The 15,285-nt window shown below is 32.9% G+C and carries 11 protein-coding genes; 10 read left to right on the top strand and 1 reads right to left on the bottom strand.

Annotated elements, in window-relative coordinates; translation table 11 throughout:
* Positions 1-18: 18 nt before the first annotated feature.
* From HM982_RS05055 to HM982_RS05030, 6 genes are all read left to right on the top strand, one after another.
* Positions 19-1,293 (top strand): T9SS type A sorting domain-containing protein, encoded by a 1,275-nt coding sequence (locus HM982_RS05055; RefSeq protein WP_179352021.1) that lies wholly within the window; start codon positions 19-21, stop codon positions 1,291-1,293.
* A complete protein-coding gene (locus HM982_RS05050) occupies positions 1,290-4,130 on the top strand; it encodes a gluzincin family metallopeptidase (protein WP_179352020.1) in 2,841 nt (946 codons plus the stop codon). The genes HM982_RS05055 and HM982_RS05050 overlap by 4 nt, the downstream gene beginning before the upstream one ends.
* 153 nt (positions 4,131-4,283) lie before the next feature.
* On the top strand, positions 4,284-6,695 hold the full coding sequence (locus HM982_RS05045; protein WP_179352019.1) for an alpha-ketoacid dehydrogenase subunit alpha/beta: 2,412 nt from the start codon (positions 4,284-4,286) through the stop codon (positions 6,693-6,695).
* 137 nt (positions 6,696-6,832) lie between these two features.
* Complete coding sequence (gene ppk2, locus HM982_RS05040) at positions 6,833-7,687, top strand: polyphosphate kinase 2 (protein WP_179352376.1); 855 nt, start codon at positions 6,833-6,835, stop codon at positions 7,685-7,687.
* A 19-nt stretch (positions 7,688-7,706) separates the two neighbouring features.
* Positions 7,707-8,516 carry a polyphosphate kinase 2 gene (gene ppk2 / locus HM982_RS05035; RefSeq protein ID WP_179352018.1) on the top strand — a complete coding sequence of 270 codons (810 nt, stop codon included), beginning with the start codon at positions 7,707-7,709 and terminating at the stop codon, positions 8,514-8,516.
* Positions 8,517-8,574: 58 nt separating this feature from the next.
* Positions 8,575-9,057, top strand: coding sequence for a hypothetical protein (locus tag HM982_RS05030; RefSeq protein WP_179352017.1), 483 nt, complete (start codon positions 8,575-8,577; stop codon positions 9,055-9,057).
* Positions 9,058-9,367: 310 nt separating this feature from the next.
* Here HM982_RS05030 and HM982_RS05025 read toward each other — a convergent pair whose 3' ends face one another.
* Positions 9,368-10,525, bottom strand: a complete 1,158-nt coding sequence (locus HM982_RS05025) for a THUMP domain-containing class I SAM-dependent RNA methyltransferase (protein ID WP_179352016.1) — start codon at positions 10,523-10,525, stop codon at positions 9,368-9,370.
* Between the two features lie 200 nt (positions 10,526-10,725).
* On the opposite strand from HM982_RS05025, the gene HM982_RS05020 reads away from it, so the two are divergent.
* The 4 genes from HM982_RS05020 (at position 10,726) to HM982_RS05005 (ending at position 15,281) form a co-directional block, all read left to right on the top strand.
* The gene (locus tag HM982_RS05020; RefSeq protein ID WP_179352015.1) at positions 10,726-11,460 is read left to right on the top strand and encodes a class I SAM-dependent methyltransferase; all 735 of its coding nucleotides are present in this window, start codon (positions 10,726-10,728) and stop codon (positions 11,458-11,460) included.
* Between the two features lie 5 nt (positions 11,461-11,465).
* Entirely contained in the window at positions 11,466-12,140 is a 675-nt protein-coding gene (locus HM982_RS05015; RefSeq protein ID WP_179352014.1) for a ZIP family metal transporter, read from the top strand.
* A gap of 25 nt (positions 12,141-12,165) precedes the next feature.
* Positions 12,166-12,594, top strand: coding sequence for a DUF4268 domain-containing protein (locus tag HM982_RS05010; protein ID WP_179352013.1), 429 nt, complete (start codon positions 12,166-12,168; stop codon positions 12,592-12,594).
* A gap of 275 nt (positions 12,595-12,869) precedes the next feature.
* Positions 12,870-15,281: a DUF7619 domain-containing protein gene (locus HM982_RS05005; protein ID WP_179352012.1), complete on the top strand. Its 2,412-nt coding sequence runs from the start codon at positions 12,870-12,872 to the stop codon at positions 15,279-15,281.
* Positions 15,282-15,285: the final 4 nt, after the last annotated feature.

Genomic DNA, 15,285 nt, shown 5'->3' with positions numbered 1-15,285 from the left:
AAGAACACTTTCAATGCAATGAAAAAGAAAATTTTAGGTGTTTTTGCAATAATTATAGTTACATTTTCAAACCTTTCCGCACAAGAAACGGTTAAAGTGATGTTTTATAATTTATTAAATTATCCTTCAGAAAATTCTGTACCAAACCGAATTGATGATTTATCATATATCTTGTCAGATTATCACCCCGATTTATTCTTGGTCTGTGAACTCAATAACATCAATGGAGCTATAGAAGTCTTGAACGCTACTAAATCTGCTATCGATTCTAATTTTGAGATGGCAACTTACGTGCCTAACACTTCTGATGATAGTTCTTGGAATCAAAATAATTTACAGAATTTACTTTATTATAACAGCGCAAAGTTTTCTTTAGAAGAAGAAATTATTGTACCAACAGACCTTAGAGATTTTAATGTCTATCACATAAAATTAAATACCGAAAACCAAACAACTAACCCTATAGAGTTTTATATAATAATTTGCCATCTAAAAGCCTCAGACGGAACTTCTAACACACAAAAACGTTTTGAAATGGTTGAAGATTTAGAACACTATCTCGACACCTTACCCAATGACAGTAATATTTTATTAGGAGGTGATTTAAACGTCTACACATCTAGCGAAACTGCTTTTCAAAAATTACTAAGTATCAATAATAATATTTCATTTGTAGATCCTGCAAACCGAGTTGGTAGTTGGCACAACAACACTAGTTATGCGGATGTATTTACACAATCTACGCGTGCACAAACAGGCTTTGGAGGTGCCGCAGGTGGTTTTGATGATCGCTTTGACTTTATTCTTACCTCTGAAAACATGATGGATACAGCAGACATCACCTATGTTACCGATTCTTATCAAGCTTATGGCAACAATGGGCTAGCTTCTTGCTGGAATAAAGCTATAAATTCATTAGATTGCGAAACTATAGGCTCTCAATTTTCGTATGAATTAAGGAATGCATTACACAATTTTAGTGATCATCTTCCCGTTACCCTATCTTTAGAGACGGATGCTACATTTTTAGATATCGAAGAGTTTCAACAATTGTCTGGCATGCGTCTAGAAGTAACAACTGTTAAACAGAATCTCGTTGTAAATATTGATAGCGTTGATTTGTACAATCAACGGTTAACGATTTATAATAATTTAGGACAGCGTATAAAGTCATTTCAAATGAATTCTGACGCTAAACAATATTTTAATGTTTCAGATTTACAGCAAGGTTTATATTTTTTAAGTGTATCTAACAAAAATTCAAATCCTACAAAATTTATAATTTCTAATTGAATAAACATCTAATTATAACAGTTCTATTACTAACATTTGGCTACACTATTGCAGCTCAAAATGCTATGGATATTGATGCCGTTGTAAATACAGAATCTAATACGATAGCTATTACACAAACTATTGTTTACAAAAATGAATCCGATTCTATTCTGAAGGAAGTTTACCTCAATGATTGGAATAACAGCTATTCTTCAAAAACTACACCTTTAGCAAAACGTTTTGAAGAGGAATTTAGCACCAAATTTCATTTAGCAAAAGATGAGCAACGTGGCTTTACTTCAATTACTTCAATTAAGAACAAAGCAAACACCAATTTAGAGCACCAACGCTTACCTGAGCATCCCGATGTTATTAAAGTTGAATTAGAGCATCCGTTGCCACCAAAAGCATCTTACACAATACATCTTAATTATCTGCTTACAATTCCTGATGCCACATTTACAAACTTTGGGGTTACTAAGGAGAAAGATTTTGACTTAAAACATTGGTACATTACGCCAGCAGTCTATAATGGAAAATGGCATTATTACAGTAATAAAAATTTAGATGACCTTTTTGTACCTAAATCAGATGTTATATTAAGTATCACGCATCCCAGAAACTACAAAGTTACTTCTGAACTCAATTTTAATTCCATAAAAACAGATAGAGAGAAACAAACCCAAACCACAATTCTTAGCGGAAGAGACCGTACAAATACGTATTTATCCTTACACAAATTTCCAACCTACCGCTATGTACAAACAGACGACTTTATTTTAATCTCTAACATTAGTGAAAAAGGGTTACAAGGTCCCAAAAAAGCATTATTGACGGATAAAATTACACGTTATTTAACAAAAAACCTTGGCGAATATCCACACAAGCAATTATTAGTAACCTCTATAGATTATCAGAAAAATCCATTATACGGACTTAATCAGTTACCTGCTTTTCTCCGTCCGTTTCCTAATGATTTTCAATATGAGTTAAAACTTTTAAAAACAGCTTTAAAAAAGTATCTCGATAACACTTTGTTACTTAACCCAAGAAAAGAACATTGGTTAAGCGAAGGACTTCAAGTGTACTATTTAATTAAATATGTTGAAGATAATTACCCTGACATGAAGCTTTTAGGCTCTTTAGCTGAGGTTTGGGGTATCAAATCTTTTCATGCTTCCGATTTAAATTTCAACTTTCAGTATTTCCTCTATTCCATGGAAATCGCTAGAAAAAACAGAGATCAACCTTTAACCACCTCAAAAGATTCTCTAACAAAATTTAATACCAATATCGCTGGAAAATACAAAGCCGGTGTTGGTCTTAATTATTTAGATCAATTTACAGACGATGTTGATTTGCCAGAACTCATCACTGAATTTTTAATTGAAAAGCAATTAGAACCTGTTAGCATCAATGATTTTGAAACCTTTATAAGCTCAAAAACAAATAAAGAAATAAATTGGTTTTTTTCAGACTATGTTAACAGTAGGGAGAAAATTGATTTTAAAATTAAAAAAGTTAAACTGCTTGAAGATTCTATAAAACTGACCATAAAGAATAAGCGAGACAATTCGATGCCTATTTCATTATTTAAGTTAAAAAATGATACCGTCACAAGTAAATTATGGGTAGAAAATATTCAAGGCACCAAAACAATTACCCTACCCAAAGATAGTACTGAAAAGTTTGTTTTAGATTATGACAATGTCATACCCGAATACAACCAACGGGATAATTATAAAGCTGTTAAAGGTAGTTTTTTAAGAGATAAGCCATTACAATTTAGACTGTTTAAAGATATTGAAGACCCTAACTACAATCAAGTGTTTTTTATGCCCTTAGTAGAATTCAACAACATCTATGACGGTTTAACACTTGGTACAAAAGTTTACAACAAAACTATTTTAAGAAAACGATTAAACTATCGTTTTTCACCGCAATACGCCACAAAATCTAATTCATTAACAGGATCTACTTCTGTTTATTATACTCATAATATTGAAAATAGTAATCTCTATGATGTTACTTATGGTATGTCTGCAGGCTACCAATCGTTTGCTACAGATGCTTTTTTCACTAGACTACGCCCTTCTCTAACCCTTAGATTTAGAGACGATTCACATTTCAGATCTAATAAAACTGATAATATTACAGCTCGATATATTAGCATCAATAGAGAACTTGGTGAGGATGCAACGGTGATCGTGGACGAACCAGATTATGGTGTGTTTAATTTAAGGTACACACGTCACAACCCAGGCGTTATAAATTATTCGAGTTTAAGCACTGATATTCAAGTTGCTAATAAGTTCAGCAAGGTAGCATTCAACTACGAGTTTAGAAAACTCACTAAAAGTAACAGAAATATTAACTTTAGGTTTTTTGCAGGTGTCTTTTTAGAAAATAACTCTGATCTTAGCTCTAACTATTTTAGTTTTGCGTTAGATAGACCTACAGATTATTTATTTGATTTTAACTATCTTGGTCGCTCTGAGGACTCAGGATTATTTAGCCAACAAATTATTATTGCCGAAGGTGGCTTTAAATCAAAATTAGAGACCCAATTTGCCAACCAATGGATGACAACAGCTAATTTTAGCACCTCCATTTGGAGATATATTCAAGCGTATGGCGATGCTGGTTTGGTAAAAAACAAATACCAAAACACAAAATTTGTATATGACTCTGGGGTTAGGCTAGTCTTAGTTGAAGATTATTTTGAAATATACTTTCCTATATATTCTAACCTAGGTTGGGAGGTTGCTAAACAAGATTATGATCAGCGTATAAGATTCATGTTTACAGTAGACCCACAAGTACTTCTAGGTCTGTTTAGAAGAAAATGGTATTAACATATTCTCAACAAATTGTTAAAGTTTTAGATTATCCTCAAATAAAACCTAATAAAGCCGCGCCGTATTAAGAATATTCTAATGTTTTAATAGCCTACACTATTGGAATGAGCCTTAATTTTTTGTACTTTTGCAAGTCTAAAAAGCGACTAAATGAAGACGAACCCTAACACTAAAACAGAGATTACTTTCGAAGATTTTAAAGCCGAGGTTCTAAATGACTATAAACTTGCTGTAACGAGTAGAGAGTGTAGCTTACTGGGACGCAGGGAAGTATTGACAGGAAAAGCTAAATTCGGAATTTTTGGTGACGGAAAAGAAATACCACAAATCGCATGGGCCAAAGCCTTTGAAAATGGTGATTTTAGATCGGGTTACTACAGAGACCAAACCTTTATGATGGCTATTGGCGAGTTAACCATTGAGCAATTTTTTGCAGGTTTATACGCTAATACTAATTTAGAAGAAGAACCAATGTCTGCCGGAAGACAAATGGGCGGTCATTTTACGACTCATAGTGTAGATGCTAATGGCAATTGGAACAATCTTACCGAACAAAAAAATTCAAGTTCAGATATTTCACCTACTGCTGGTCAAATGCCACGACTTTTAGGCTTAGCACAAGCGTCTAAAATATACAGACAAGTAGAAGGCATTGATACGACTAAATTTTCTAAAAATGGAAATGAAATTGCTTGGGGAACTATAGGAAACGCAAGTACAAGTGAAGGTTTATTTTTTGAAACCATAAACGCCGCTGGTGTTTTACAAGTCCCTATGGTCATTAGTATTTGGGATGATCAATACGGTATTTCTGTTCATGCGAAACACCAAACGACTAAAGAAAATATTTCTGAAATATTAAAAGGGTTTCAGCGTGACGAAGAGAATAAAGGTTACGAAATCTTCAGAGTTGATGGTTGGAATTATCCTGAATTAATGGATACTTATCAACGAGCTGCTAAGGTTTCAAGAAAAGAACACATACCAGTAATGATTCATGTACAAGAATTAACCCAACCACAAGGACATTCAACTTCAGGGTCACATGAGCGTTATAAAAACCAAGAGCGATTAGCCTGGGAAGCTGAATACGATTGTAACGCACAAATGCGTAAATGGCTTATTGAAAATAACATTGCTACAAACGAAGAATTAGTTACTCTAGAACGCCATATTAAAAAAGAAGTTAGAGCAGGTAAAAAAGCCGCTTGGTCTTCATTTATTAACCCTATTTCAGCAGAAGGAAAACAAGTATCTCATTTATTAACTCAGCTAGCTGAATCGAGTTCAAATGGCGTTTTTATTCAAAAACTAAAAAATGATTTAGAACATCAAGACGAACCTTTACGCCGCGATATATTATCTACAGCTCGTAAAGCTTTGCGCTATGTCGTTTCAGAAGCTTCTTCGGAAAAGGTCGCGCTTCAAAATTGGATTAACAATTATTTAGCTGAAATTCAACCTAAATACAGTTCACATTTATATAGTGAATCACCTTATAGTGCCTTAAACCAATCTGAAGTTTTACCAACCTATGACACCAACTCAAAAGAAGTTGATGGTCGTGTGGTTTTAAGAGAAAATTTCGATGCTATTTTCAGCAACTATCCTGAAGCTCTTATTTTTGGAGAAGACGCCGGTTATATTGGCGATGTTAACCAAGGATTAGAAGGTCTTCAAGAAAAGCATGGCGAACTTAGAGTTTCGGATACCGGTATTAGAGAAGCAACCATTATTGGTCAAGGTATTGGTATGGCCATGCGTGGTTTACGTCCTATTGCTGAGATTCAGTATTTAGACTACATTATGTATGCGATTCAAATTATGAGTGATGATTTAGCTACCGTATTGTACCGAACTAAAGGCCGCCAAAAAGCGCCATTAATCGTTAGAACACGTGGCCACCGCTTAGAAGGTATTTGGCATTCGGGCTCACAAATGGGGGGTATTCTAAACCTTGTTAGAGGAATTAATGTACTCGTACCTAGAAATATGACTAAGGCTGCTGGTTTTTACAACACCTTATTAGCAAGTGATGAACCTGCTTTAGTTGTTGAATGTTTAAATGGCTACAGACTAAAAGAAAAGTTACCTAACAACATCGGTGAATTTAAAACGCCTCTTGGTGTTGTTGAGACAATCAGAGAGGGAGAAGATATCACTTTAGTTTCATATGGATCTACACTACGTTTGGTAGAACAAGCAGCAAAAGAATTACAAGAAGTAGGAATTGATGCCGAAATTATTGATGTACAGTCGTTATTACCTTTTGACTTAAATCACGATATCGTAAAGAGTATTGCTAAAACCAATCGTGTTATGGTGATTGATGAAGATGTAAAAGGAGGAGCGTCGGCTTATATTTTAGATCAAATATTAAATGAGCAAAATGCCTTTGAACATTTAGATAGTAAACCTACAACTTTAGCTGCCAAGCCTCACCGCCCAGCATATGGTACTGATGGTGATTACTTTTCTAAACCATCTGTAGAAGATATTTTTGAAGCAATTTATGAAGTAATGCACGAGTTGAGTCCTGCAGATTATCCGAAGTTAAGATAGTCAAGTTCAAACAATTTATAATTATAAAAATGACCTTCCTTTTTGAATTAAAGGAAGGTTTTTTTGTGCATATTTTTAAGAATAACATATTTACTTCTATATTTATAATTTTTACAACCAATCACAACCAATATTATATGCTTACAGAGGAGATTTTAAAGACCTTTAAAAGAAAGGCCGATTTAGTCAATTATATTAAACAGCATAAAGACGAAACCCCCGCATTTCAAGTTGCACTAGAAAAGTACTATTACGAACAAGAACTACTGCCTTTACAAGCAGAACTTGTAGATTTTCAACGTTGGGTACAAAAAGAAAACAAAAAAATAGCTATCATTTTTGAAGGTAGAGATGCTTCTGGAAAAGGAGGCACAATTAAACGTTTTACAGAACATCTGAACCCTAGAGCAAGGCGCATTGTTGCCTTAAACAAACCTACAGAAATAGAAAAAAAACAGTGGTATTTTAATCGCTATATCAAAGAAATACCAAATGCAGGTGAAATTGTTTTTTTTGATAGAAGTTGGTACAACAGAGCTGTTGTAGAACCTGTAATGGGTTTTTGTACAGAAGAACAATACAAGCGCTTTATGATTCAGGTACCCGAATTTGAACATATGCTTTATGAGTCGGATACCACAATTATTAAGTTTTGGTTTTCTGTCTCTAAAGAAGAGCAGCAACGCCGATTTGAAAAGCGTTTAAAAAGTTCTCTCAAAAAATGGAAATTTAGCCCTGTAGATGAAAAAGGCCAAGAGCTCTGGGACGAATTTACAAACTATAAAAACCAAATGTTTTCAAGAACTCATAATGCTTTTAGTCCTTGGGTGGTTATAAAATCTAATGATAAAAAACGAGCGCGTTTAGAAAGTATTAAATATGTTTTAAGCTTATTTGATTATGACAATAAAGGAAGCAATTGCAAAGCTTTATTACCAGATCCTAATATTGTGCAACGCTACTTTAGAAACACCGTTCAGTTAGACAAATAATAAAATCCCGCTCTTAATTATGACAGAAAAAAATTTAAATCTTCTAAATACAAAAAAAGGGATTGAGGCCTTATTGCGTCAAAAAAACCTTAATATAGATAAAACCCTCAATACCATTAAATATGAAAAACGTCTCGAAAAACTTCAAGAAGAGATGCTTATTCTTCAACAATGGGTAGCAAAAAAAAATAAAAAAGTAATTATTCTTTTTGAAGGACGTGATGCTGCCGGAAAAGGTGGTGCCATAAGACGTATCATTCAGCATTTACCGCCTCGTGCTATTCGTGTAGTAGCTTTACCAAAACCTAATGAAACCGAAGTAGGACAATGGTATTTTCAGCGTTATATTAATCAACTCCCCAACGAAGGAGAAATTGTGTTTTTTGATAGAAGCTGGTATAACAGAGCCGTTGTTGAACCCGTCAATGGATTTTGTACCCAAAAACAATATGAAACATTTATGGGACAAGTGAATGAGTTTGAAAAAATGATACAAGATTCGGGTATTTATCTACTTAAACTTTATTTCTCTATTACTAAAAATGAACAACAACGGCGTTTTAAGGATATAGTTAGTACACCAATAAAAAAATGGAAATATAGCGACGTGGATAAGCGCGCTTTATCACTTTGGGATGACTATACCAAATATAAAGAAGTGATGTTTGAAAAAACGCAGCTTTCAGCACCTTGGAAAATCATTAAAGCCAACCGTAAAACAAATGCCAGAATTACAGCTTTTGAATATATCTTAAAAAAGATTCCTTACGAAACTAAAGATTTAGAAAACATTAAGCATAAGTCTATACGCAAACTTAAAGCGGATTAAACCACAAATAATAAGAACGCATTTTTGCCTTCTATTTTTTTAGCAGTAATTTTATGACATGAAGATTGAATCTATTGTTACCATAAAAAAAGAATTAAAACACTTACCACAAGAAGAACTCTTAGAGTTGTGTTTGCGCTTAGGGAAATTCAAAAAAGAAAACAAAGCACTACTTACCTATTTGTTATTTGAAGCTCACGATGAAGATGGTTATATAGCTAGCGTAAAATTAACTTTAGATGAATTATTCGAAGGTATAAATACCGATAGTTACTTCTATATGAAGAAAACGATTCGGAAGATTTTAAGACAAATTAGAGTGTACAGTCGCTATTCTCTGAAGAAAACAACAGAGGTAGAACTCCTACTCTACTTTTGTGAACGTTTGAATGAATTAAAACCTTCGATTCACAGAAATACAACTTTAAGTAATCTTTACGAGCGTCAAATTCTCTCTATTAAGAAAAAGATTATGGTTTTACATGAAGATTTGCAATATGATTACACGATGCAACTGGAAGAATTAGGTTTAGATTCATAAAAAAGAGAGACAAGTTTCTCAATTACACGGAGACAAAAAAAATACAAATTCCACAAATCAGCACATAACCGTAACGAAATAAAACTTTACGCCTTTGCGACTTCGCGTGAAGAAAATATAAAAATTTCTATCACGAATTCTCACACTAATACCTAAATTACACTGAGGTCCACAAAGCGCCGCAGAAGTTCTCTGAGAAAAAAACAACATTTATAAAAGTCAATACTAATCACCAATACTCAAACTTCTGAAAACTGAGACTGTGACTGCTAACTTAGAATAAAACTGAGACTACAATCCAACCTAATACTTACTGTTTACTAGCTTTTCTGCTCCCTTCATACATTTCGTACTTTACCAATCGCGCTTCAAGCTTCGCATTAAACACTTTTATTTTTCGAGATGGACGTAAGCCTACCGATTTTAACGCTTCAAGATTAGAGGTAATTAACCACGCATGCGTTCCGGGATAACCATGCTTTAATGTCGAACCTATATTGCCATAAAATTCTTCAACATTCAAATTTTCTAAACGTTCACCATACGGTGGATTAAAAACCATATGAAGCCTTTCGTTTCCTGATTTTTGGGTTTTAAAGAAATCTTCATGCTGAATATGAACAAATTCATCTAAATGTGCATTTTTCATATTTTCTTTAGCCTTAGCCACTGCAGAAGGCGACTTATCATAGCCTAATATTTTATGATGGAAATCGCGAGTTTTCTTTAAGAGTGATTCTTCAATTTTCTCAAATAAATCTACATCCCAATCCGTCCAACGTTCAAAGGCAAATTCCTTACGCATTAAATTTGGCGGAATATTACAAGCAATCATGGCAGCCTCCGCTAACATCGTTCCACTACCGCACATAGGGTCCATAAAATCGGTTTGACCATCCCAACCGCTCATCATAATTAAACCTGCTGCTAATACTTCGTTAATTGGCGCAATGTTAGTGGCGGTTTTGTAACCTCGTCTATGCAAGGATTCTCCTGAAGTATCTAAAGAAATAGTACAGCGTTGACGGTCAATATGCACATTAATTTTTAAATCAGGGAAACGCAAATCAACATCAGGACGCACACCACCATTTTCTCTAAAACGGTCTACAATAGCATCCTTCGTTTTTAAAGCCGTGTATTGCGAATGCGTAAACACGCTGTTGTGTACTGTGGCATCAACAGCTAAAGAACCTGTAGGTTTTAGGTAATCTTCCCACTTCATCTTCTTTACTTGTTTGTAAAGGTCTTCTTCTCGCGTGACTCTAAAAGAATGAATAGGTTTTAAAATTTTAATAGCTGTTCTAATCCCAAGGTTAGCCTTGTACATAAAGCCTTTATCTCCTACAAAACTTACATTTCTAACCCCTTTTTCCACTTGCATGGCACCGAGTTGTGTAAGTTCTTTTGCTAAAATATCTTCAAAGCCAAATAAAGTCTTGGCTAACATCTTGTAATTATTGTCCATAAGTTCCGTCAAATAAAATGCAAAAATACAGTATTTTTGTAGCATGACATCCTAAAACATTAATAGCTGGTGTGATTACAAAACTCAAGTACTAAATTCTGGTTATTTTATTTTAAAATATGAGAGCTCCAGAAGCTTTGTAATCTTTATATCGACTATTGTTTTATTAAAAAATACGCTTAGTTTCGTAAGAGATAAATATGACAAAATCAACCCAACAATGGTATGCCTCATGGTTTGACACGCCTTACTACCACATTTTATACAAAGACAGAGATTATACCGAAGCTCAAATGTTTATGGATAATCTTACTAATTATCTAAATGTGCCCGAGCATGGTGAAATTTTAGATTTAGCCTGTGGAAAAGGGAGACATTCTGTGTATTTAAACTCTTTAGGCTATAAAGTTACAGGTGTAGATTTATCGGAACACAGTATTGAACACGCTAAACAATTTGAAAACCCGTCTTTAAAGTTTGAAGTTCATGATATGACAGAACCTTATCATCCCAACACTTTTGATGCGGTTTTTAACCTATTTACAAGTTTTGGTTATTTTGAAGATGAGAACTGTAACCTTAAAACTATTGAAGCGATTAAAGCAGAATTGAACGAATATGGTATTGGTGTTATTGATTTTATGAACAGTAACCATGTTATTAAAAATTTAGTTGATAAGGACACTAAAACTGTTGAAGGGATTGATTTTCATCAAAAACGCTACGTTAATGAAGGCTATATTATCAAAGACATAAGCTTTGAAGCTGATGGCCAACAATTTGAATTTCAAGAACGTGTAAAAGCCTTTACGCTACAAGATTTTGAAAATCTTTTTGAAAAAGCAGGCGTACATTTGTTAGATGTATTTGGCGATTACAAACTGCGCAAATACCACACTGAAACTTCAGAACGTATGATTATGATTTTTAAGTAATACTCATGAATAGCTATATATTACCATTGCTTGCCGTTATTATCGGTGTTGTTATTGCGCTGTTAACCAAAAAGCAAAAATCAATTTACACCAAATTACTTTTATCATTTAGTGGTGCTTTTTTATTGGCATTAACACTATTTGATTTATTACCAGAGGTATATCATCATATTGATGCTAAACTCACGGGCCTGTACATTATGTGCGGTATTTTGCTTCAAATTATTTTAGAATTCTTTTCTAAAGGTGCTGAGCATGGCCATGTACACATCCATAAAAATGGCAACGAATTCCCTTGGCTACTGTTCATTAGCTTATGTATTCATAGTTTTTTAGAAGGTTTCCCTATACACCAACATAATGATATGGTTTATGGCGTTTTAATTCATAAAATTCCTATTGCTATATTAGTCACCACCTTTTTATTACAGTCGAGTTACACTAAAATGCAGATGATTAGCTTTTTAATTGTTTTTGCGGCAATGACGCCATTAGGAACCTTTATTTCTAATCACTCTACACTTATGACTGATTATGTCGATGTGATTAATGCTGTTGTAATCGGTATATTTTTACACATTTCTACCACCATTTTATTTGAAACAGGTGAGGGTCATAAATTTAATTTATCTAAACTCCTCGCGATTTGTTTAGGTATTTTAATTGCCTATTTTATATAAATATTGACTAAAAAAACAGAACATTTTGTTTTCAAAAGAAGAATCGAGACAGCTTAAGCAAGAATTTTGGACCAGCTTCGGAAAATCATTTCCAAGAAAGTGGCTGTTATATAATACCAAAATAAAGGGTGTGTCTTTTAAGTTTCATTTCGATACAAAGTCGGCATTAATCGCTTTAGACCTAGAAGACGATTTAGAAAACCGTATTAATTGTTGGGAAAAACTTACCGCTTTAAAAAATATTTTAAAAAGTGACTACCTCCCTGATGTGATTTACGAAGAAGAATACTTCTTAGACAACGGTAAAGAAATATCACGCATCTATTTACCATTAGAACAAAAAGTATCTATCCATAACAAAAACACTTGGCGCGTTGTAATGGAATTCTTTAATGAAAACATGAGCTTATTTGAAGCCTTTTTTGAAGAATATAGAGATATGATAAAAGCGTAATTAAATATTTAGCTTTCTTTCCTATTGCAACAATCAAATTGTAATTTTAAATACACTACGTAAATTTAGACAATTACTTCAAAACGTTACTATGATAATTCCATAAGGAAACATAACGTCGTTTATGTTGTTTTCAACATTTATTAAAAACTTAATAGGCTTTGTTTCAATTAATGAACATATTTTCATTAATCTAACCATAATTTGATATAATTAGTATCTTTATTTTCAATTACCAATCAGCACTAATTTATTTCAAAAGGCAAGCACAACGCATGAAACAATTTTACCTTATCTTTTTATTAGTAACAACTTTATGTCTACAAGCTCAAACTGTAAACATTCCTGACAATCGCTTTAAATCTATGGTTGTAAATGACTTTATTGCCAATTATGATGGTAGTAGCGGCTTTTCATTTAAAGTTGATACCAATGGTGATGGCGAAATTCAAATTTCAGAAGCCGAAGCAGTTATAGGCTTATATCTCGGAAACATAGGTAATGACATTAAAATAAGTGACCTAGAAGGCTTACAATATTTTATAAATCTTAAATACTTAAATATTGAAAATAACGATATTACAACAATTGACACCGATGTGTTTCCAGAACTAGAGACGCTTTACGTTACTAATAATTTACTCACTGAACTTGATGTATCAGCTAATAACAATTTAATAACTTTAAACTGTCAATTTAATCAAATTTCAAATTTAACACCAAATCCTAATATTGAATACCTTTATTGTAGCACTAATGAAATAACGACATTAGACATTACCAATAATAGTAATTTAATAGAATTAGGTTGCAGCGGTAATCTACTCAGTTCACTCGATATTTCTAACAATACTAACCTTACCTTTTTAGTTTGTGCAGGCAACCAATTTACAGACTTAGATCTCAGTAACAACATAATGCTTGAAGAACTGGTATGTAATAGCAATCAGTTATCTACTTTAGATACAAGTAATTTAATTAACTTATCCTTATTTTGGTGTGGTTATAATGAATTGACAGCTATCGATGTAAGCAACAATTTAAATTTAACAAGTTTTAATTGTCAGAATAATCAATTAACAAGCTTAGACATCAGTAATAACCAACATATTGAATATTTCAATTTTAATGACAATCCAGAACTTATTTATTTAAATGAAAAAAATGGTGTACCAACTCAGGCAGAATTTGGATCTGGTAACAATTACAATGGTGCTTTTTGCCCTAATCTACAATACATTTGCGCAGATGATGATGAAATAGAACAATTAGCTAATTATCACGGTGCATATAATAGTTTTTATAATGTAAATTCTTATTGCTCTTTTGTTCCTGGTGGCGAATTTTATACGGTTAGTGGCTATCAAAAATTAGACAGCAATAACAATGGCTGTGATAGTGAAGATATTATATTTCCTAACTTAAAATATAATATAACTGATGGTACAACTAGTGGCAGCATAATATCTGATAACACAGGAAACTACAATATTAACGTTCAAGCTGGTACACATACTATTAGTCCACTAATTGAAAATCCTGACTATTTCAATATTTCACCGACAAGTATTACTGTAGATTTTCCATCAGAAACCTCACCGTACTCTCAAAATTTCTGCATTACACCAAATGGTATTTACAATGATTTAGAAATTGTTATTCTACCTCTTGAAGTCGCTCGTCCTGGATTTGATACAGCCTATAAAATCGTATTTAAAAACAAAGGTAATACAACACTTTCAGGAACTATAGACCTTACTTTTAATGCTGATTATATGGCTGTTTTAGACACAAGTCCGATGGCCAATTTACAAACTACAGGCAGTTTACAATGGGACTTCCAAGACTTAATGCCATGTGAAAGTAGAGATGTCCTATATACCATGACATTAAACACGCCTACAGATTCCAATTTCCCATTAAATGATGGTGATATTTTAAATTTTACAGCCACTATTAATTCAGCAGCTACTGATGAGACACCAGCAGACAACACTATAGAATTTAAACAAGACGTTGTAAACTCATATGACCCAAATGATAAAACTTGCTTGGAAGGCAAAACAATAACACCTGATCAAGTTGGGCAATTTATTCACTATTTAATACGCTTTGAAAATTTAGGCACAGCGAATGCAGTAAACGTTGTTGTTAAAGATTTTATTGATATTACAAAATTTGATATCTCGTCATTAATCCCTTTAGGTGCTAGTCATGATTTTTATACCAGAATACTTAATGATGATGAAGTAGAATTTGTGTTTGAAAACATAGAATTACCGTTTAATGATGCACACAATGATGGCTATATATTATTTAAAATTCAAAGTTTACCAACTTTAGATGTAGGTGAAAGTATTAGTAATATAGCTGGTATTTATTTTGATTATAATTATCCAATAATTACAAATGATGAAATCACTACTATTCAGAATAATTTAAGTATAAGTGAATTCAATCATTCTAAAATTAATCTTTATCCAAATCCTGTAGCAAACTATTTTATAATAGAAAGCTTAAGTGAAACAAATATCATTTCGGTAGACATGTATGACGTTAAGGGAAGACAAATAAAACAATATTCACCCTCAGAAACTTATAGTATGCTTAATTTTCCTGCAGGTATTTATTTCTTAAATATCACAACAAACTACAACACAATTATTAAAAAAATCATTAAACTCTAAATTC

The organism is Winogradskyella vidalii (assembly GCF_013403955.1).
Lineage (GTDB): Bacteria > Bacteroidota > Bacteroidia > Flavobacteriales > Flavobacteriaceae > Winogradskyella > Winogradskyella vidalii.
Note: the sequence above shows the minus strand (reverse complement) of the source record. Positions and strands in the feature narration are given on the sequence as shown.